Origin of the sequence: Methylomonas sp., assembly GCF_023228165.1 — a bacterium.
Taxonomy (GTDB): Bacteria; Pseudomonadota; Gammaproteobacteria; order Methylococcales; family Methylomonadaceae; genus Methylomonas.
In genome coordinates, this window is sequence record NZ_JALOBS010000035.1 from 1 (window position 1) to 19,352 (window position 19,352).

Here is a 19,352-nt window from a genome sequence, read left to right on the forward strand (position 1 = left end):
CGAATTTGCGGCGGCCAAGGCCGGGGTACGCGCTTTAGCGCAAGGCATGGCGCGAGAATTCGGCCCGCACGGTATTCATGTGGTGCACGCCATTATCGATGGTGTCATCGATGGCGAACGTGCCCGCAGCCAGTTTGCCAAGTTTGTGGAAGCCAAGGGCCAGGAAGGTTTAGTGCAAGCCTCCGCCATTGCCGAAACTTATTGGCAACTGCACCGGCAACATCCCAGCGCCTGGACCCATGAAATTGATCTGCGCCCCTTCAAGGAGGCTTTTTGATGACCACACCTGCTCCCGACTGGCGACTTGAAGGCCGCTATTTTGAAACCTGTAACTGCGAAACGGCCTGTCCCTGTATCTGGCTGCAACCGCCCAGCGAGGGCGAATGCAAACTGCTGGTGGCCTGGCATATCGAAAAAGGCCACTTAAACGACGTGCAGCTACACGACTTGAACGTCGTCCTGGCTTGCCATGCGCCTGACAACATGATCAAAGGCGGCTGGAGCGCCGGCCTATATATCGATGACCGGGCCGACCAGGCTCAAACCGCGGCCATACAGCAGATTTTTACCGGTCAGGCAGGCGGACACTTAAGCGTGTTGATAGGTTTGGTCGGCGAAGTGTGGGGCATCAAGCAGGTGGCGATAAGCTACCAGGAAGACGGCGATAGCCGCCGCATGGTGATACCCGGCATAGCCGAGGCGGAAATTCAAAACATACAAGGTATAACGGGCGGAGAGGCCATGATCCGCAATCCGCCTTTGTGCGTGGTCACCAGCCATCCGTCCGTGGTCGCCAAATCCAAACAGTTCAATTATCAGGATTACGGCCAGGACTGGGAGTTTTCCGAACGCAACGGTTACCATTCGGCGTTTACTTACCAACCTTAAAACATGCCTATCAAACTAGCGCTGCCGCTCGGCGGCGCCATTGCCGCCGCCTGGGGTTTCTTAATTTATCAAGCCTGGCAGATGACACATCTGGCCATGGCGGAAATGTGGATGCCGCCCAGCCGCTTATCGCAATGGTTGATGGGTGATTTTGCCTGGGTGTTCTGCATGTGGGCCGTCATGATGGCCGCCATGATGTTGCCGTCGATTTTGCCCATGCTCAGTGCCTTTAGCCGCTATTGCCAACGCGACACCAGCACCAGCCCTTGGCTCGGCTTGTGGTTCAGCGGCGGCTATTTAGCGGTCTGGATAGCTTTCAGTGTGATGTTAACCGCTTTGCAATGGCTGTTTCATGGCTTGCAATGGTTGTCGCCGATGATGGAAAACCGCCAGCCTTATCTGGCCGCGGCGATTTTATTGATGGCCGGGCTTTACCAATTTACCCCTTACAAAAATGCCTGTCTTCATCATTGCCGCACCCCACTGGGTTTTCTGTTGCATGCCTGGCGGCCCGGCGTACTTGGCGCATTCCGCATGGGTGTTCAACATGGCGCCACTTGCCTGGGCTGCTGTTGGGCACAAATGCTGATCATGTTTGCGGTGGGGGTGATGAACCTGACCGGCATGCTGCTGATTACCCTGCTGGTGTTTCTGGAAAAATGGCCGCCTATCGACAGCAAAAAACTCAGCATGCTCAGCGGCACATTGTTTTTGGTTTGGGGTGGTGTTTGGCTATTCTAATCCGCACGCGGGCTAAGCGCGGGACTATGGTTTCTTGCTAGCGCTAGCCCACTCCAAAGGTCTCTGATTCCCCAAGCAAATTCGACAATACCGAGAAATGTAAGTATCCAAGACCATAGCCCATATTCAGCACGAATAAAGATAGACGGTAAGCGTAACCATTCGGTAAGTACTGGAATTAACAGCGCAACATAGGCCCCGCCCACCATGCTCAAAACCAAATGAGTCATCCGCTCCATAGGACGAAAAACTCTTGTTTTATCTTCAACCACGAAATCCCAAGCGGTAACACCAATCTCAATAACAATTACGCCGAATAAGACCCAAGCCCAAATTCCATGCCACGTGAACCACGCTAATCCCAGAAATATCAGAGCATAGAATAATACTCGTAGCCCATGAATTTTTTGTTCTCGCCGCGTTTTACTTTGTTGCAAGCCACTCTTTCCATTCATGATTCCACAACACATCGATTCCTCCAAGCAAACCTTGAAATATCAATATGTAAATAACTATGTCCATTGGTTATCCTTAGTTATTTGCAACATTTCAAATGAATTTGTTAAACCTCATTGCTGCCCGGGGTTCTGTGAGGAAACGATATTTCCAACACCACGCAACCCACATCCGTGTTAAAAGGCCCATGCAATTCGCCTGGAGGCCGGCTGGCGTAATGGCCCGTTTCCAGCCAAACATCAAAAGCGTGGTCGTAAAGCCGGCCGCTGACAATGAATACTTCTTCGGGATACGGATGAGATTTGGCGTCGAATGCCGAGGTATCGGCAAGCGGCAAAAAGCGGGTCAATCTGGTGTATTCGCCAGTGCGATCATCGATACTCAGCGTCAGTTCCTCAACCATGCCTTCCAATCCTTGCACGGGCGACCAACGTTGGCCGTTTTCCGGATGTAAAGGGTTCCAGTATATTGCTGTTGATTTTGCCATGAGCCACAATTGAAAAATTCAGAAAAAAGCCATTATTACCCCGGCCATTAAATGCCGTTCGCCCCGAGTCTATCGAAGGGCCCACTCCATCCGGATTCGGCAAGCACCAGCCGAACGGAACACCTGCCATAACGAGGGCTGACTTAACAACCTGACGTCTCAGCCGACCAATTGCAACAACTGGAACAAGTAAGCCATATCTCGCGGCCAACTCGCTAGCCGGCACCACAATTTATTCATCATTCCAGCTCGGGCTGGAATCAAGCCTACGAAAGCAGCCTCGCGTTATCCATCCACGGGGGTTAACAATTCGGCGTCCGGGCCGGCACGGCATAAATAATACAGAGCGCTGCCGCGGCCGCAATAACATGCTTCATCGCATGCCCGCTCATGGCCCCCAATGCTGAAAAAATCTGGCTGTCGAAATGTTCGAGAAGCTTAGCCGCAACGTACAGCCCAAAAGCCGTAAGCAATAGCCGATTACTCAAATAACGCTCGGGAAACATAAACAGGATGAAGGGCATCAGCAGAACAGGCAGAAACTGCACCAGCAAATAAGGCCGCAGGTCGCCGCGGCCCAACGATTCCGTCCATGCCCAATAAAAAGCGGCGACAACGCCCCCGTAACCAACCACCACAACGCATAGCGTTTTTGGTTTGGCATGACCCGCTCGCCCAGCAGCAACGAAAATATCGCCATGAAAGCAACCGTCATCGGCAACCTGTCCCACAATAGCGTATCGTTTGTCGGATTGGCATGGTAATAGGCGGAGCCAATCCCAACCAGCAAAACACCCAGACACATGAGCCTATAACCCTCGGCACTTTCCCGTTGTGTAAGTCGCGCATAGCGAGACAAACCGAGACAGCCAGCCACCAAAAACGGCAGATTCGAAACCACGTTCCAGAAATTGCTAAACCCGCATAGCGGCCTTGCATCGGCAAAATGGTGATAGTTAGGATCCTGCGTAATCGGCTCGATAAATAACAACGACACCACGGCTACCAACGAAATCGAACCGAGTATGCCGATGCGTTTTTCCTGAGATAACATTCTGCCTCCAATCGCGCCGATCGATCGCTTAAATCGGTTTCATGCCATTCGGGGATGGAAATCGAATAGCGTCATTTGCACTGTTAGGGCCCACTTAAAATCCTTCTGTATGCGAAATGCCGCCTTCCTGCCAAAATCTAGGACCCACAACCTGATATCCGGTTGGAATCATATCGTAGTCGCCTAATATTCTAGGCAATAATTCAGGTAAAACCGACCATACCAGCACCACCAGAACTACACCCGCAAACAGCCGATGTATCAAATCGCTTAAGGGCCTTCTTGGCGACGGAACAACATTTTGCTGGTAAAAACCCAGCATCAACCCCAATACCACCGCCATCATCACCTGACTAAGCGGCATCACGATCACGCCGTCCACCAAGGAATAAAACCCCGAAGCTACCACGGTAAAAAACAGTACCACCGCTAACACTTGTTCCGACTCGGGCGCAGCCTTTAAGGTATTTGCATTAAAGCGTTTCAGCCACTGAAATAGGCCGTACCCCAGAAAGAATAAAATCAAACCGGTGGCCGGCAAGCCCCATTCGCAGGCCAATTGCACAAGGCTGTTATGCGGGTGCGCCGCCATGTTGTTGGGATACCAAGCATAGTGCATCGGCCCCACGCCCAGCAACGGATGCGATTCGATCATATGCCAGGCATGTGTCCATAGGTAAATTCGATCATGGGTTTGCGCCCTTAGAACTGTTTCGGTAACACTACCACCACCGGCATTCAGTTTCGGCAACCAAATAAACAGCAGTTGATAAGCCAAAAAACCGCAGCCAAAACACTTGAGCTGCAGTAACAAGAAAGGCCTTGCCAGCCGCCGATACCCCGCCAAGTGATGACCATACTCAGCAGCCAAGCCAGCAACACCCACCATGCGAATAAAAGGCCCAACGCCCAAGGCTTGTAATTGTTTTTAACGGAATCGGACTCCAATAACGGCAAACAAACCAAAGCAATAGTGGAGTCCATCAGTTGTTATGGTGGGCTTAATAACATTCAGCTTCCCCATTTAAGCGACTAACGATGGCCGGTGCGGTCTCGATCACCATGACTAATCCCAGGTCTTCCAACGCGAGCCACAGAAAACGCATGATATGCAGATAGAAATTGGCCATGTTTTCCATCGCGTCGTCACTCAAGCCACCATTCTAGATACCAACCAGTAACATCGTTAAACAGCAAGCCGGGATACACAGGGCATCCTGTCACATCGGATGCGGGCGCTTTTGTTGTCGAATGGCCTGTTCGGTGAGGGACCAATCAACTGATCGATCTGATTCAGAAAATGTCCTATAAGCGTACGGCGATTGACATAAAAACCTGAAAATCTCATCGACACCACCATGACAAATTCCATTCGACTTATTGAAATATTTTAATTTTACTAAAAAACGATCAAAATCATCAGACTTTACCGCGCAGACGCCTTCATATGTAAGGACTTTTAAAAAAACAAAAAAACCGCCCTAGGTTTCCCAGAAGGCGGTTTTTTATGTTTGTTCGAGACTCGTAAATCTATATCACGTATTTCAACTTACGAATTATACTTTAGGTTGAAATTTTGCCGGAAGGGTTGAAGCAGCGTTCACCGCCCAAGTAGCACTACCAGCATTAAACGTACCATCTATTAGAAGCGTGGTTCCCGCCAAAGGCGCTGGAACATTGGCGCCGGCAGCAGCAAAAGTAATCGTAATCCGAGCAGTTTGCGGATTTGCACCAGCAGCACTTGTTCCTGCCACGGTAACACTTGCGACCACGTTACCAGTTATCGTAGTATCTAATGCTACTCCAAGTGCATCTGCACCTGCTTGGTTTGCATTAGTTGCGGCGCTGATATCTCCCGTTGCTGCAGCCTCTGTAATAGCAGTTTTTACTGCTGACGATAAACCTACACCTTCAGAAACCTTAGCCCTAATAGTATAATCCTGATAAGCCGGAATCGCCACCGCCGCCAAGATACCGATGATCGCCACAACGATCATTAATTCGATCAAGGTAAAACCTTGTTGTGATTTTTGAATTTGCATATTCATAGTGAGTTTCCTCTGGTTGGTTGATGTATTGGTTAAAGACGAATCTACTAATGCAGCTGCCGTGCCAATCAAAACAAACCAAACAAAAAAAATAATATCTACAATAATTTCAATACCTTATAAATACAAAAACGACCAATGCACGTATTGTGAGCGTTTATCGAACTTTTAAGCTCTGCAAATTCACCCCTATAAACAACACTGTTTTGACCGCTACTGACAAAATTTGTCACCCGATAAATCTATCAATACCCTTTGCCACCATCCGCAACCATCAAGACGCGGTTATAATCATCAGCCATCAAATCATTAACCTTGTTTTGTCTATCATGCACCTGCCCCCCATCATCGTTTACGGCATCAAAAACTGCGACAGCGTCAAAAAAACTAAAACTTGGCTGGATAGCCGGAGTTTGCATTATCAATTCCATGACTATCGTATCGACGGCCTGGACCCGGCCTTGTTGCAACAGTTTGCCGACAAGCTCGGTATCGAAGCGATTCTGAATCAACGCAGCACCAGTTGGCGACAACTGGACGACTCGCATAAACGCGATTTAACCCCGGAAAAAGCCCTGCAACTCATGTTAGCTAACCCCACGCTGATCAAGCGCCCGATCATTGCCGTCGACGGCCAACTATTCGTCGGCTTTAACTCTGAACAATTGTCCGCGGCCCTATGAGCGAAACTCTTAACTTACTAAAAACCCTGATTCAGCGCGAGTCGGTCACCCCCAACGATGCCGGCTGCCAGGATATATTGGCTCAACGATTATCCTCATTGGGTTTCACGGATGAGCGCATGGATTTTGCCGACACCCAAAACCTTTGGCTACGGAGCGGGAAAAATCCGCCCTTGTTCGTATTCCTAGGCCATACCGACGTGGTGCCAACCGGGCCTTTGAGTGCATGGAATTCGCCGCCGTTCGAACCCACGATTCGCGATGGTAAACTTTATGGACGCGGCGCGGCCGACATGAAAGGCGGCATTGCGGCGTTTATCACCGCAGTTGAGCGTTTTATCGCTGACCATCCGCAACATAATGGCTCCATAGCTATTATGATGACCAGCGACGAGGAAGGCATTGCTACAAATGGTGTAGTTAAAGTCGTGGAGGTGTTGGAGCAACGCCGGGAAAAAATCGACTGGTGTTTGGTGGGCGAGCCGTCCAGCAGCCAACGCACGGGCGATGTAATCCGGGTGGGCCGGCGCGGTTCCCTGAACGGTAAACTGACCGTACACGGCATACAAGGCCATGTCGCTTATCCGGAACTGGCGGAGAATCCTATTCACAGCTTTGCTCCGGCTTTAATGGCATTAACCGCGGAAGTCTGGGACAACGGCAACGACTTCTTCCCGCCCACCCGCCTGCAGGTATCCAATATCAATAGCGGTACCGGCGCGGAAAACATCATCCCCGGCCAATTGGACGCACAATTTAATCTGCGTTTCTGTACCGAACTGGATGAAGCCACCATCAAAGCCCGCACCCAGGCCATTTTGGATAAATTCGGTTTTAAATACGATCTGCAATGGCGCTTGTCGGGCAACCCGTTTTTGACCTCGCAAGGCGAATTGATAGCAGCCACCCACGCCGCGATTAAATCCGTATGCGGCTACGAAACGCTGGACGACACCGGCGGCGGCACCTCGGACGGCCGCTTCATTGCCCCCACCGGCGCGCAGGTGATAGAAATGGGTCCGGTCAATGCCAGCATCCATAAAGTCAACGAGCATATCGATTTGGACGACTTGGAAACCTTGAGCCGGATTTACGAGCAAATTTTAGCGAATTTGTTGGCTTGATATTTTGCGAAATGCATACACCAAGTAGGCCGGAATAAGCGGTAGCGTTTCCGGCAAATGTGCCGCACCCGGAAACGCCTATCGGCTTATTCCGGCCTACCCAATGCCACCCAGTTAAATCAAACCGTGCTCGGCAAACGAATAAGGCTGGCCGTCGCCGACGATAAAGTGGTCCAACACTCGAATATCGAATAAAGCCAAGGCTTGTTTGAGTTTATCGGTAATTTGCCGGTCGGCCTGACTGGGTTCGTTAATACCGGAAGGATGATTATGGGCAAAGATTACCGCGGCGGCATGGTGGAACAAAGCCCGCTTCGCCACTTCCCGGGGGTAAACGCTGGCCCCGTCGATAGTGCCGCGAAACAACTCTTCCCACTGAATCACCCGATGCTGGTTATCCAAAAACAAACAGGCAAACACCTCGTAACTATAGCCACGCAGCTGCGCACTTAAATAAGCGCGGGTAATATCCGGACTGGTCAAGGCATTCCCGCGTTGTAAGCTTTCGGCGAAATGGCGCCTAGCCATTTCCATCACAGCCTGCAACTGCGCATATTTAGCATCGCCTAAACCATGGCTTTGACAAAAACGCTCATGTTCAGCGGCCAATAAGGCTTGCAGCGAGCCGTATTCGCTTAATAACTCGCGGGCCATATCCACTGCGGATTTACCCTGCGTGCCTACCCGTAGAAAAATGGCCAATAGCTCGGCATCGGTTAACGCTGAAGCACCGCGTTGCAGTAATTTTTCCCGTGGACGTTCATCGGCCGGCCAATCCTTGATGCTCATACGGCATCTCCTGGTGTTAAAAGCATTTTAAGCATAGAAGAATCGGGCTAAGTTTGCCATAATTCCCCTTATTCACGATTAAGAGATGCCATCATCAATAACCGAATTTTATTAGGCGTTTGCGGCGGTATTGCCGCATATAAATCCGCTGAACTGGTGCGCCTGCTGCGCAAACAAAATTGTCAGGTGCGGGTGGTCATGACTGCGTCCGCGCAACAATTTGTAACCCCCTTGACCTTTCAGGCCTTGAGCGGCAACCCGGTCCATACCGAACTTTTCGACGCTTCTCAGGAACAAGCCATGGGCCATATTCATCTGGCCCGTTGGGCGGATTTATTCTTGATAGCCCCCGCCAGCGCCAACACCTTGGCAAAAATGGCCCACGGTTTAGCCGACGATTTACTCTCGACACTTTATTTGGCCAGTGATTGCCCGGTGTCGGTAGCACCCGCCATGAATCAGGCCATGTGGCACAAAAAGGTCACTCAGATGAATATTCAGTCCTTAAAGCAGCACGGCGTAACCGTGATCGGCCCGGACAGCGGCGCCCAGGCCTGCGGCGAGCAAGGCTTCGGCCGCATGAAGGAACCGGGACATATTTGCGCGGAACTTTTTAGCCACGTCCGCCCTAAAACCATGCGGGGTATCAAATTATTGATTAGCGCTGGTCCAACCCGCGAACCGCTGGATCCGGTGCGTTATATCACCAACCGCAGCTCCGGCAAAATGGGTTATGCCATCGCGGTAGCCGCGCAACAAGCCGGGGCGGAAGTTACCCTGGTCAGCGGCCCGGTCAACATTGCGGCACCGGACAATATCCAGGTAATCAGGGTTGAAACCGCTCAACAAATGCTTGATGCGGTCATGAATCAAGCCCATCGGTGCGATATCTACATTGGTGCGGCGGCAGTGGCCGATTATCGCCCTGTCCGGATTCAAGACCACAAAATCAAAAAACAACAAGCGGACAATGTCATCGAGCTAACCCAAAACCCGGACATTATCGCCAACGTGGCCAGCTTGCCCAAAAAGCCCTTTGTAGTGGGCTTTGCCGCCGAAACCGATGATTTGGCAAACTATGCCAGCCAGAAGCTACATAGTAAAAATCTGGACATGATTGCCGCCAACTGGGTAGGACAAAGCGAAGGCGGTTTCGATAGCGACCACAATGCCTTGCAAGTATTTTGGCCGGGCGGCAGCCAACATTTTGCCATGACGGACAAACCCTTTCTGGCGCATCAGTTAATCAAACTTATCACCGAGAAATTTAATGAAAAAAATCCAGCTCAAAATTCTTGATCCTCGCCTCGGCCATGACATAGCGTTACCCAGCTATGCCACGCACGGTTCAGCGGGGCTGGATTTGCGAGCCTGTGTCGAGCAAGCCATAACCCTGCAACCCGGAGAATCGCTATTGATCCCTACAGGCATGGCCATTCACATCGAGGATCCGCATCTCGCCGCCGTTTTACTGCCCCGCTCGGGACTGGGACACAAACATGGTATTGTGCTGGGAAATCTTGTGGGCCTGATCGACTCGGATTATCAAGGCCAAATATTTGTATCCTGCTGGAATCGCGGCAACACCGCATTTACCATCGAAGTAGGCGAACGAATTGCACAAATGGTATTTGTGCCCGTGGTGCAAGCCGAATTTGAATGCGTGGCCGAATTCGATCAATCTCAGCGCGGTAGCGGCGGTTTTGGCCACAGCGGCCGCCATTAAGCCATAACGGAGAAACGGGCATGGGACGTATTTTCAGCATTATTGCTGCGATTTCGGCATTAATGGTGCTAATTGCGGGAGTCGGCACAAACTGGTTTTCAGCCGCTGACGCCAGAACTACCAAAAAGGCAGCCGCCACGCTGATTGCCAACAATCTGGCCGTCAATCTCGGCATGCAGCTGAACACCCTGCAGGCAACAGTGGATGGTTTGGCCCAAACCCCTGACGTAATAGCCGCTTTAAGCTCGGGCAATCCGGATGCAATTCGGGCGACAGAGGCAAATCTGCAAACCGTGGTACCTTACACCCTACGGCTACGCTTAATTCCGCCCAATATTAACGATTTGGATCAATCGCAAATGCCGCATATGGGATACGGCGATCTGGAAATGGTGCGGGCCACCTTAACCAGTAAGCCGCAACCGGTCATACAAGGCGATGCCGAGCACCGCCACCTGGCGATTACCAGCGCCGTCCGGAGCGGCCAGCAGGTCGCGGGCGTGATTTTGGCCAGCTTAAAGCCCGATTTATTGCAACAACTGGTTACTAAAATACCGTTCGACAACGGCCTGATCGAGTTAAAACAAGATCAACTGGTGTTAGCAACTATCGGCCAAACCGCCAATCGGGATGACGAGCCTATTTCCATCCCCATCAGTAATAGCCGTTGGCAACTAAACACCTGGGCAAATTTTGAAACCAGTTTGGCTGATATCGGCATTCTCACCGGTCTAATCGGTATTCCTGCCTTGCTGGCATGTTTGGCGTTTTTTATTGGCTACCGTAAATTCAGCGAATTTTTCCGCCACGATCAAAGCGGCATTTTAAACGCCGCCAAGGATATGCTGCAGGGCAAAACCATGGGCAGTTATCCAATGCAGCTTGATGAAATGCAACCCATTATTGCCGCCATGGTGCAATTTAAGCGTGTCATGGATCAGCAAGATTCACCGTTACTTGAAGATGATGAAAATAAGCCTTACGACTTTTTTGACGAATCTTTTGATATCGATTTTCTGGAAGAAACCAAGCCTGCCACGCCCGATGCCGTACAAACCGTACCCATCAGCACATCAGCGATACCCGTGGCGATGCCGGATATGGAAAAGGTATCTCAATACCCACCGAATAGCGATACAGCCCTGTTGGATGACGGTCTGGACGATTCTTTGTCCGATGCCGCTTCCGACATAGAAAGTTGGGACATGCCTTCCGCATCCGCTCAGGCAGAGGCCGGCCGGCCGGTCGATTTTGCCAACAAGACCCAATCTACGGATACATCGTTTTTCCGTACTGCTGAAATCCGGGGCAGCGTCGGCCACAATCTGGATGAAGAGATAATGGCGAATATTGGCCGCGCTTTTGCCAGTGAAGCCAGACAACTCGCCGTCAATACGATTGTAGTCGGCAGAGACGGCCGCAGCTCCAGCCCGGCATTCAGCGAGGCCTTAATCAAAGGTATCACCTCGGCCGGTTGTGATGTCTTGGATATTGGCCTGGTACCCACGCCGGTTTTATATTTTGTCAGCCACCATAGCGAGGGCCGAACCGGCTTAATGGTGACCGGCGGCCATTTCCCTGCGGATCAAAACGGCCTAAAAATCACATTGAATGGCGAACCGCTATCCGCTGAACATATGCAGAGCCTCAAGTCCCGTATCGCCCAACGGGACTTCGCTCAGGATTCAACCGGCGCCGTAGACCGCAACACATTATTCAGCAACGAATACATCGGCATCATTTCCGAAGACACCCACATTGTCCGCCCCATGACCATAGTCGTCGATAGTGGCAATGGCGCAACCGGCGAACTGGGCCCGATGCTGCTGAAAAGCATAGGTTGCGACGTGGTCGAACTTTATTGCGACATTGACGGCCGCTTCCCAAATCATCAACCCGACCCCGGCAATCCGGCCAACCTGGACGCCTTGATCAAGGCCGTGAAATTGAATAATGCCGATGCCGGCATCGCCTTTGACGGCGACGGCGACTGTATGACATTAGTCGATTCCAACGGGCGAATTATTTGGGCTGACCGGCTGATGATGTTGTTTGCCCGCGACGTGTTGGCGATCAAACCCGGCTCGGAAATTATTTACGATGCAGCCTGTTCCAGCCATTTACCGGAGCAAATCAAAAAGCGCGGCGGGTATCCGGTTTTATGTAAAAACGGTACAGCCTCGCTGCAAAACCGTTTGCGTGAAACCGGCGCCGCCCTGGCCGGCGACCTGAGCGGCCATTTCCTGTTCAACGACCGCTGGTTCGGTTTTAACGACGCGCTTTATGCGGCGGTACGCATCATCGAAATCCTTTCCGCCGACATGCGTTCCAGCAGCGAATTGTTTGACGATCTGCCGGACAGCCTAAACACGCCTGAATTGCACGTCATCCTCGCCGAAGGCGAAAACGTCCGATTTATGGAGCAATTAATTAGCCAGGCTCAGTTTCCTGACGGCGATATTATCACCACGGATGGTATGCGCGTCGAGTTCCCGGATGGCTGGGGGCTGGTTAGGGCCTCGGATTCCTCGGCTGATCTGATATTACGATTTGAGGCCAGCAGCCGCGAAGCCTTAAGCCGCATTCAGGCACAGTTTAAACTGTTGATATTAAAAATTAATCCCGCCATTTCTCTTCCCTTTTAATCCTTTACCACCATGAAAGAAAAAACCGCACATCAAATTGCCCACGTCCTGATCGAGGCTCTGCCTTATATTCAGAAATTTAAGGGCAAAACGGTAGTGATCAAATACGGCGGCAACGCCATGATAGACGAAACGCTCAAACACGGCTTCGCGCGCGACATTGTGATGATGAAACTGGTGGGCATCAATCCTATCGTCGTACACGGCGGCGGCCCGCAAATCGGCGATTTATTGAAAAGATTGGGCAAAACGTCCGAATTTATCGACGGCATGCGCGTCACCGACAGCGAAACCATGGATGTGGTGGAAATGGTACTGGGCGGCCTGGTCAACAAGGAAATCGTCAACATGATCAACATGCAGGGCGGCAAGGCCGTGGGTTTGACCGGTAAGGACGGCAATTTCATTCATGCCCGTAAAATCAGTATAACCAAGGCAGGCGCGAATCTGGACGATGCGCCCGAAATCATCGATTTGGGCCATGTCGGCGAAGTCAGCAGCATAGACCCGGCCGTGGTGGAAATGCTCGGCAACAGCGACTTCATCCCGGTGATTGCGCCGATTGGGGTCGGCAAGGACGGACACTCTTACAACATCAATGCCGACTTGGTCGCCGGCAAAGTTGCGGAAGTGCTCAAAGCCGAAAAACTGATGCTATTGACCAACATCCCCGGCATTTTGGATAAAGAAGGCAAACTGCTGACCGGCTTGACCTTAACGCGTATTGACGAATTGATCGCCGACGGCACCATCTCGGGCGGTATGATTCCTAAAACCCGTTGCGCCACGGATGCTTTGAAGGGCGGCGTCAATAGCGTTCATATCATCGACGGCCGCATCGAACACTCGGTATTGTTAGAGCTGTTTACCGATCAAGGCATTGGTACCTTGTTATTGAGACGCTAATTGCAGCTGAATATAGGTAGTAAAGCCTCGGCGTATGGCTCGGGCTTTGTCACTACTGCATAATTCCCTGCCCATGTTTGAATCCTTGCAACGCATGTCCAGAAAAATTTGCTGTATCCCGCCTTTTTCCAACCGCGATACCGATAGACTCAAGTCATCATCGTTGAATGGCGCGGCAGTCATGACGAGTTTTTCGTTTTCCACATCGCGTCCGGTAGTGGCGAAGTTATAAACGAATTCAGTGGCAATTTTCCATGCTTTATCGCACTGTCCGGCATCCAGGCACGTAAATAAACCCAATTCATTAACCGGATTATCCGTAGCCAACTGGGGTTGATTTTTCTGGTTTGTATTGTAAGGTTGCGTCAAAAACTCAAAACGGGCGATATCGGCTCTAAATTCTTTTTCCACGCTTTGCCGGTTTGACTCATGCCGCGCCATTTCCTGAACGTTTTGTTCAATTTGCTGCCGAGTGGAAGCAATTTCTTTCAACAGTTTTTCCGGTACTTTTTTTGCGTTTCGCTCCAGATTGGCCGCTTGCAGCTGTTGCTGCAGCAGCTGCTGTTCCATGCGCAGCCTGTTTCCTTCTATCATTTTTTTTTCGCCGTCCATCAGCGCCAGCTTGTTTTCCAAAGCCTTGTTCATATCTTCAAGGCTACGATAGGTCGATAACAACACCTTATCATCGGCAGCTTGCTTGGCAATGATCTTGTCTTGTTCTTTACGCAAGGCGTCCAGTCGTTTTTGTTGGGCTAGCTGCTCCGGCGTCTTGGCCTTTTCCACCACATCCAAAACCCGGGCATTTTCATTCATGGTCTCCCGTTTGTGCTGAATCTGATCAGGCGGCACCAGATCGGAAAAAAATACCCGGCCGTTTTCGTCTACCCAACGGTACATTTTTTTGGCATAGCTATCCTTTGCCCCGCATAACAACAAAGGCACAATAAAAATCAATGCTAGCAAACGGTACTTGAAGCGCATAGACACCAAACGTTAACTTAATAAACCCGCCAATTCCTGCAACGGTGGCAAAACCATCATTTTTGCCAATTGCAATAACACCAACGCAACCAGTGGGGACAAATCAATACTGCCTAAATCCGGCGTTAACCGGCGGCATACATTTAGCAACGGATCCGTCAAGCTATAGAGCAATGAAGATGCGCCGCTGTAGCTACCGGGTGCAAACCAGCTAAGAATTGCCCCGGCAAAAATGGCATAGACGAATATATCCAACGACATTTTTAATAAATCGGTGAATGACAATACTGTTAAACCCACGATATTAATGGTTACACCTTTTATCGCCAAAATGGCGAAGTTAGCCAAAATTTGCAGAACCAACGCTAAAACCAGCGACGAGGTATCGATTCGACCAACCGAAGGTATAAAACGCCGCATCACCTTTAAGGCAGGATGGGTAATTTTGACCAGAAATTGCGAGACCGGATTGTAAAAATCCGCCTGGGTCCACTGCAACAAAAACCGCAGCATCACCGCCAAAATGTAGAGTGAAAACAAGGTGTCAATCAAAAACACCACCGGATCGGTCATGTAATTAGAACCCATTAATCGGCTCCCAGTTGTTTGGACATTTCAATGGAACGATCTCTCGCTGCCAGCAAAGCTTTGCCCACTAAATCGGCAAAACCGTTTTGTTGAAAGGTTTCGATGGCTTTTTGAGTGGTGCCACCGGGTGACGTGACACGTTCCCGCAATTGGGTAGGCGATTCCGCCGATTCCAGCGCAATTTTAGCCGCGCCCAAAGCGGTTTGTTGAACCAACAAACGGGCCGTGCGTTCATTCAGCCCCATTTCAAGCGCTGTTTTTTCCATGGCTTCCATCATTAGGAAAAAATAGGCCGGACCGCTGCCCGATACCGCGGTTACCGCATCGAGCTCGCTTTCCTGCTCTACCCATAACGAGATGCCGACGGCACGTAAAATATTTTCGGCAAGATCTTTTTGCTCCTCATCGACATTAGCATTGGCATGCAGCGCAGTGGCACCGGTTAACACTAGGGCCGGGGTATTGGGCATGCATCGCACGATAGCGGTATCGCTTCCCAACCACAACGCCAAACTGGTTTGAGAAATTCCGGCGGCTATGGATACCACCAGAACATGTTTTTGTTTGACTAGCGGCGCTATCTGCAAGGCGACTTCCCGTAAAATTTGCGGTTTAACCGCCAGTACCACTACCCCCACTTCCTGCACGACTTTTAAATTATCGCTGGCTACGTTGACATTAAGATGATCGCGATGGGATTGCAAGGTAGCCGGCGCCGTATCCGATACCCAAATCTGTTGAGGCGAATGTCCGCTGGCGATTAAACCGCTCATCAAGCTGGTAGCCATATTCCCGCCACCGATAAAACCGATTGTTCTTGTTTTCATAACTGACTGTTTGTTGTGTATCCAAAAGATAGAAAAGTGAATTGCACGCATTCTACATGAGTATGGAGCCACTTTAACAAATCTCAAGACCCGACTTAATGTTCATATAAATGACGCAACCGCATCCCTGCCAGCCCCAATCCAAATGTATAAACCAACATAGCCATCATCACCTCAACCGCTAAATGTCCGCTCCGCTGCGCCCCCCCCCAAGCCAACCAGTTCTGCCCCTTGGCGGCATATTGCAAACACACCACCATCAACAGACAGGCGAAAACCACCCGTGCCAGAAACACACTCCATCCTTTACCGGGCCGGTAAACCTTTTGTTTTAATAAGGTAACCAGTAATAACCCGGCATTCAAATAAGCAGAAAGCGTCGTAGCTAAAGCTACTCCGGCATGCGCTAATGGCCACACCAGAACCAGATTCAACAATACATTACTAACAATGGCATACAAGCCGAACCGCACCGGTGTTTTTGCATCCAGCCGTGAAGTAAAACCAGGCACCAAAACCTTTATCAAGATAAACGCCAGCAGCCCCCATGCAAAAGCCATCAAACTCTTACTGGCCATTGCCACATCGTCCGCTCCGAATTCATTATATTGAAACAAGGTAGCTAGCAAAGGCTGCGCTAACAACACTAGCCCCAGTGTAGCCGGTAAACCGATTAGAAAAACCAGCTTCAATCCCCAATCCAGAGATTTAGAGAAAGCGACAAGATCCTGATTGGCATGATTTTTAGATAAGCTGGGCAAAATCACGCTCGATACCGCCACCCCTAAAATACCCAAGGGAAACTCCACCAACCGGTCCGAGTAGTAAAGCCAGGAAACACTGCCTGAGGCCAGAAATGAAGCCACTAAGGTATCGAATAGCAAATTGACCTGCACTACCGATACCCCAAAAATTGCCGGCAACATCAATTTAAGTACCCGCCTGACTCCGGCGTCTTGCCAGCCCCAGCGCAAACGAGGCAACAAACCTAATTGCACTAAAGCCGGAATTTGGAACAACGTTTGCACCACACCCGCCGCAAATACCCCCCAGGCCAAGGCTAAAATCGGTTCCGCAAACAGGGGCGCCAGCCACAGGGCCGCGACAATCATGCATACATTCAACAGCACGGGTGTAATGGCTGGCACCGCAAAACGACTGTGAGCGTTCAATATCGAGCCGGCAAAAGCAGTCAGCGATATAAACAACAGATAAGGAAAGGTAATCTGCAACAGATTAACGGCCAAGGCATATTGATTTCCCTGCCAAAGAAAGCCGGGCGCAAAAAATACTATCAACAACGGCGATGCCACTACACCAACCACGGTCAGCAAAACAAGCAAACCCGTCAAGGTGCCGGCGGTCTTTTCAATAAATAGTTTCAGCGCGCTTTGATCCGCATTTTGCTTATAATCGGATAATACCGGCACAAAGGCGTGGGCAAAAGCTCCCTCCGCAAACAGCCGCCGTAAAAAATTGGGAATTTTAAAGGCCACGAAAAACGCATCGGTGGCGGGGCTGACTCCGAATAAATTGGCAATCAACATGTCGCGAATAAACCCCATGACGCGCGAAATCAAGGTCATGCTGCCCACCACTGCGGTGGATTTGTAAAGCTGCTTGGTCAATGCGGGCCTCTTCCCTGATAAAACTGGATTTAAAACATTAAAGGGTTGACAATAATAGCATCCAAAAAGATAATGTATCGTTTCTAATTAACTCGATTGAACTGATACTTTATGGCTAATTCACCCCAAGCTAAAAAAAGAGCGCGTCAGGCAGAGAACAGCCGTATTCGCAATGCCGGACAACGCAGCAACCTGCGTACTTTTATTAAAAAAGTAATCGCTGCTGTAAGAGCCGGCGACAAAGACCAAGCGCAAGCGGCATTCAAATCTGCCGTGCCTATTATTGATTCTGCTGTCAACAAAGGCATTATTCACAAAAATAAAGCTGCTCGCAGCAAAAGCAGACTGAATACCCGATTGCGCAACATGGCTTAACCAAAGCCGGTCGTCATTCACAAAAAAGGCCGATGCCACAAGGGCATCGGCCTTTTTTATTGCCTATCGTTAGCGATTCGCCAAAGGCTTAACCGGCGTGACGTCCAAATCGAAACTAGTCTTGATACGTTTAGCCATAACTTTGGTTTCCTTCTTATTTTTGAATGGGCCCGCTACCACCTGAAACACCCCGTCTTTTTCAACGGTACGAGCCGGAATTTGCGGCCCCAGATGATTCAGCATAGCCGCTAATTTTTGAGCATCCGTTTCATTCGTAAAACTTTCCGTCACCACAGACCAATCGCTTTCAGTCAACTCATTGACAGCTGGTTGTCCGTAAAGCTGCCCGGGATGTTGAACCTTTAAGGCCTGAGCGGTTATAGCCGGCAAATCCTCCCCGTCTTGCAACACCGGAGTTGGAATACCATCCGCCCGATTTAAGACCTCATCGACGCGCGCCCAATCCACAACGGCATTTTTCTCGGCCGCCAATTTACTCAACTTGGCCCGCACGGCCTTTTGCAATTTCCTATCCTGCTTGCCCCATTTCTCCAACGGGCGATGCGCTTCCAGATACAGCATATCGTACCCCCATGCAGCCAGATAAGGCTGATGCACAATCTTCACGGGCGTTCCGACACTAACCTGTTCGAACAGCACTTCCACATCTTCGGGGTATAACTGCACACAACCATGACTAACCTGCATGCCTATTCCATATGGCTTGTTGGTGCCGTGAATCAAATAACCGGTAAAACCCAACGGCATGGCGTAATAACCCAACGGGTTATCCGGACCCGAGGGTATAACTTTAGGCAACGGATCTCCCAACAATTGATGCTCGCGATGAATCGACTCGGGCACCGTCCAGGACGGATTAGTCTTCTTAGCCACGATTTTCGTCATCCCCAACGGCGTATTCCATCCGTCGCGCCCAATCCCCACCGGAAAAGTCAACACCTTCTGCTGCTCTTTGGGATAGTAAAACATGCGCATATTGGCCAAATTCAACACCACCCCCTTACGGGACGCCTCGGGCAAGATAAATTGCAAAGGCAGTAATACCTGCTGATTTTCGGCCAAAGACCAAGGCTCTAAATGGGGATTGGCAATGGTAATATCCGTAAAACCCAGCCCAAAGTGGCGCGCCAAATCCGGCAGGGTGTCATCCTGCCGACTCTCTACGGTAGCCAGCGCTCCCACCACTTGCTCCTGACCGGCAATTGAAAAGGCATGACTTTCGACAAACTCGGCCTTGCCTGTTGTCACCAACAGCTCCGAATCCTTAATGAACGAAAAACTTTGACAACCGCTCAGCAAGACTGCAAACAGTGCCAAGCAAATGAAACGGCTCGTCAACTTCCTGATGCCGAGATAAAGAGTAGATTCAACAGATAAAGCCATAA

The 19,352-nt window shown here is 50.4% G+C and carries 22 protein-coding genes and 1 pseudogene; 10 read left to right on the forward strand and 13 right to left on the reverse strand.

Going from position 1 to position 19,352, the window contains the following annotated elements; genetic code table 11:
- The 3 genes and pseudogenes from M0R33_RS20100 to M0R33_RS20110 form a co-directional block, all read left to right on the forward strand.
- Positions 1–277, forward strand: a pseudogene (locus M0R33_RS20100) (glucose 1-dehydrogenase); the annotation flags it as partial.
- Positions 277–888, forward strand: coding sequence for a DUF1326 domain-containing protein (locus M0R33_RS20105; protein WP_292573570.1), 612 nt, complete (start codon positions 277–279; stop codon positions 886–888). The pseudogene M0R33_RS20100 and the gene M0R33_RS20105, both read left to right, overlap by 1 nt.
- A gap of 3 nt (positions 889–891) precedes the next feature.
- A complete protein-coding gene (locus M0R33_RS20110) occupies positions 892–1,629 on the forward strand; it encodes a DUF2182 domain-containing protein (protein WP_292573571.1) in 738 nt (245 codons plus the stop codon).
- On the opposite strand, the gene M0R33_RS20115 is transcribed toward M0R33_RS20110, so the two are convergent.
- The 7 genes from M0R33_RS20115 to M0R33_RS20145 all read right to left on the reverse strand — a co-directional run bounded on the left by M0R33_RS20115 (position 1,626) and on the right by M0R33_RS20145 (position 5,674).
- On the reverse strand, positions 1,626–2,066 hold the full coding sequence (locus M0R33_RS20115) for a hypothetical protein (protein ID WP_292573572.1): 441 nt from the start codon (positions 2,064–2,066) through the stop codon (positions 1,626–1,628). The genes M0R33_RS20110 and M0R33_RS20115 overlap by 4 nt on opposite strands.
- A gap of 125 nt (positions 2,067–2,191) precedes the next feature.
- Positions 2,192–2,572, reverse strand: coding sequence for a cupin domain-containing protein (locus M0R33_RS20120; RefSeq protein ID WP_292573573.1), 381 nt, complete (start codon positions 2,570–2,572; stop codon positions 2,192–2,194).
- A 302-nt stretch (positions 2,573–2,874) separates the two neighbouring features.
- Positions 2,875–3,126, reverse strand: a complete 252-nt coding sequence (locus M0R33_RS20125) for a hypothetical protein (protein WP_292573574.1) — start codon at positions 3,124–3,126, stop codon at positions 2,875–2,877.
- A complete protein-coding gene (locus M0R33_RS20130; RefSeq protein WP_292573575.1) occupies positions 3,096–3,626 on the reverse strand; it encodes a ceramidase domain-containing protein in 531 nt (176 codons plus the stop codon). The genes M0R33_RS20125 and M0R33_RS20130 overlap by 31 nt, the downstream gene beginning before the upstream one ends.
- Positions 3,627–3,720: 94 nt before the next feature.
- Complete coding sequence (locus M0R33_RS20135; RefSeq protein ID WP_292573576.1) at positions 3,721–4,539, reverse strand: O-antigen ligase family protein; 819 nt, start codon at positions 4,537–4,539, stop codon at positions 3,721–3,723.
- Positions 4,540–4,627: 88 nt separating this feature from the next.
- On the reverse strand, positions 4,628–4,780 hold the full coding sequence (locus M0R33_RS20140; protein WP_292573577.1) for a hypothetical protein: 153 nt from the start codon (positions 4,778–4,780) through the stop codon (positions 4,628–4,630).
- A gap of 402 nt (positions 4,781–5,182) precedes the next feature.
- The gene (locus M0R33_RS20145; RefSeq protein ID WP_292573578.1) at positions 5,183–5,674 is read right to left on the reverse strand and encodes a pilin; all 492 of its coding nucleotides are present in this window, start codon (positions 5,672–5,674) and stop codon (positions 5,183–5,185) included.
- Between the two features lie 329 nt (positions 5,675–6,003).
- Between M0R33_RS20145 and M0R33_RS20150 the strand changes: the two genes are divergently transcribed.
- Positions 6,004–6,357 (forward strand): ArsC family reductase, encoded by a 354-nt coding sequence (locus M0R33_RS20150; protein WP_292573651.1) that lies wholly within the window; start codon positions 6,004–6,006, stop codon positions 6,355–6,357.
- Positions 6,354–7,481 carry a succinyl-diaminopimelate desuccinylase gene (gene dapE, locus M0R33_RS20155; RefSeq protein ID WP_292573579.1) on the forward strand — a complete coding sequence of 376 codons (1,128 nt, stop codon included), beginning with the start codon at positions 6,354–6,356 and terminating at the stop codon, positions 7,479–7,481. Before M0R33_RS20150 ends, dapE begins: the two co-directional genes overlap by 4 nt.
- Before the next feature lie 114 nt (positions 7,482–7,595).
- Here dapE and radC read toward each other — a convergent pair whose 3' ends face one another.
- Entirely contained in the window at positions 7,596–8,270 is a 675-nt protein-coding gene (gene radC, locus M0R33_RS20160; RefSeq protein WP_292573581.1) for a DNA repair protein RadC, read from the reverse strand.
- Positions 8,271–8,360: 90 nt separating this feature from the next.
- Between radC and coaBC the strand changes: the two genes are divergently transcribed.
- From coaBC to argB, 4 genes are read left to right on the forward strand one after another with little or no spacing between them, the layout of a single operon-like run.
- Entirely contained in the window at positions 8,361–9,569 is a 1,209-nt protein-coding gene (coaBC, locus tag M0R33_RS20165) for a bifunctional phosphopantothenoylcysteine decarboxylase/phosphopantothenate--cysteine ligase CoaBC (protein WP_292573653.1), read from the forward strand.
- Positions 9,541–9,996, forward strand: coding sequence for a dUTP diphosphatase (gene dut, locus M0R33_RS20170; protein ID WP_292573583.1), 456 nt, complete (start codon positions 9,541–9,543; stop codon positions 9,994–9,996). Before coaBC ends, dut begins: the two co-directional genes overlap by 29 nt.
- Before the next feature lie 20 nt (positions 9,997–10,016).
- Positions 10,017–12,641, forward strand: coding sequence for a phosphomannomutase/phosphoglucomutase (locus M0R33_RS20175; RefSeq protein WP_292573585.1), 2,625 nt, complete (start codon positions 10,017–10,019; stop codon positions 12,639–12,641).
- 12 nt (positions 12,642–12,653) lie between these two features.
- On the forward strand, positions 12,654–13,547 hold the full coding sequence (gene argB / locus M0R33_RS20180; protein ID WP_292573587.1) for an acetylglutamate kinase: 894 nt from the start codon (positions 12,654–12,656) through the stop codon (positions 13,545–13,547).
- Here argB and M0R33_RS20185 read toward each other — a convergent pair.
- The 4 genes from M0R33_RS20185 to murJ all read right to left on the reverse strand — a co-directional run bounded on the left by M0R33_RS20185 (position 13,533) and on the right by murJ (position 17,571).
- Positions 13,533–14,528 carry a DUF4124 domain-containing protein gene (locus tag M0R33_RS20185; RefSeq protein WP_292573589.1) on the reverse strand — a complete coding sequence of 332 codons (996 nt, stop codon included), beginning with the start codon at positions 14,526–14,528 and terminating at the stop codon, positions 13,533–13,535. The genes argB and M0R33_RS20185 overlap by 15 nt on opposite strands.
- A 12-nt stretch (positions 14,529–14,540) precedes the next feature.
- A complete protein-coding gene (locus M0R33_RS20190) occupies positions 14,541–15,116 on the reverse strand; it encodes a YggT family protein (protein ID WP_292573591.1) in 576 nt (191 codons plus the stop codon).
- Positions 15,116–15,943, reverse strand: a complete 828-nt coding sequence (gene proC / locus M0R33_RS20195) for a pyrroline-5-carboxylate reductase (protein WP_292573593.1) — start codon at positions 15,941–15,943, stop codon at positions 15,116–15,118. Before proC ends, M0R33_RS20190 begins: the two co-directional genes overlap by 1 nt.
- A 95-nt stretch (positions 15,944–16,038) precedes the next feature.
- The gene (gene murJ / locus M0R33_RS20200) at positions 16,039–17,571 is read right to left on the reverse strand and encodes a murein biosynthesis integral membrane protein MurJ (protein WP_292573595.1); all 1,533 of its coding nucleotides are present in this window, start codon (positions 17,569–17,571) and stop codon (positions 16,039–16,041) included.
- 111 nt (positions 17,572–17,682) lie between these two features.
- On the opposite strand from murJ, the gene rpsT reads away from it, so the two are divergent.
- The gene (gene rpsT, locus M0R33_RS20205) at positions 17,683–17,946 is read left to right on the forward strand and encodes a 30S ribosomal protein S20 (protein WP_292573597.1); all 264 of its coding nucleotides are present in this window, start codon (positions 17,683–17,685) and stop codon (positions 17,944–17,946) included.
- A gap of 69 nt (positions 17,947–18,015) precedes the next feature.
- On the opposite strand, the gene M0R33_RS20210 is transcribed toward rpsT, so the two are convergent.
- Positions 18,016–19,350 carry a L,D-transpeptidase family protein gene (locus M0R33_RS20210; RefSeq protein ID WP_292573599.1) on the reverse strand — a complete coding sequence of 445 codons (1,335 nt, stop codon included), beginning with the start codon at positions 19,348–19,350 and terminating at the stop codon, positions 18,016–18,018.
- Positions 19,351–19,352 lie beyond the last annotated feature (2 nt).

Bases quoted from the DNA above. Each gene is read 5' to 3' on its own strand.
- M0R33_RS20105 (WP_292573570.1), top strand. From the start codon at position 277: ATGACCACACCTGCTCCCGACTGGCGACTTGAAGGCCGCTATTTTGAA.
- M0R33_RS20110 (WP_292573571.1), top strand. From the start codon at position 892: ATGCCTATCAAACTAGCGCTGCCGCTCGGCGGCGCCATTGCCGCCGCC.
- M0R33_RS20120 (WP_292573573.1), bottom strand. From the start codon at position 2,572: ATGGCAAAATCAACAGCAATATACTGGAACCCTTTACATCCGGAAAAC.
- M0R33_RS20130 (WP_292573575.1), bottom strand. From the start codon at position 3,626: ATGTTATCTCAGGAAAAACGCATCGGCATACTCGGTTCGATTTCGTTG.
- M0R33_RS20145 (WP_292573578.1), bottom strand. From the start codon at position 5,674: ATGAATATGCAAATTCAAAAATCACAACAAGGTTTTACCTTGATCGAA.
- M0R33_RS20150 (WP_292573651.1), top strand. From the start codon at position 6,004: ATGCACCTGCCCCCCATCATCGTTTACGGCATCAAAAACTGCGACAGC.
- dapE (WP_292573579.1), top strand. From the start codon at position 6,354: ATGAGCGAAACTCTTAACTTACTAAAAACCCTGATTCAGCGCGAGTCG.
- radC (WP_292573581.1), bottom strand. From the start codon at position 8,270: ATGAGCATCAAGGATTGGCCGGCCGATGAACGTCCACGGGAAAAATTA.
- dut (WP_292573583.1), top strand. From the start codon at position 9,541: ATGAAAAAAATCCAGCTCAAAATTCTTGATCCTCGCCTCGGCCATGAC.
- M0R33_RS20175 (WP_292573585.1), top strand. From the start codon at position 10,017: ATGGGACGTATTTTCAGCATTATTGCTGCGATTTCGGCATTAATGGTG.
- argB (WP_292573587.1), top strand. From the start codon at position 12,654: ATGAAAGAAAAAACCGCACATCAAATTGCCCACGTCCTGATCGAGGCT.
- M0R33_RS20185 (WP_292573589.1), bottom strand. From the start codon at position 14,528: ATGCGCTTCAAGTACCGTTTGCTAGCATTGATTTTTATTGTGCCTTTG.
- M0R33_RS20190 (WP_292573591.1), bottom strand. From the start codon at position 15,116: ATGGGTTCTAATTACATGACCGATCCGGTGGTGTTTTTGATTGACACC.
- proC (WP_292573593.1), bottom strand. From the start codon at position 15,943: ATGAAAACAAGAACAATCGGTTTTATCGGTGGCGGGAATATGGCTACC.
- rpsT (WP_292573597.1), top strand. From the start codon at position 17,683: ATGGCTAATTCACCCCAAGCTAAAAAAAGAGCGCGTCAGGCAGAGAAC.
- M0R33_RS20210 (WP_292573599.1), bottom strand. From the start codon at position 19,350: ATGGCTTTATCTGTTGAATCTACTCTTTATCTCGGCATCAGGAAGTTG.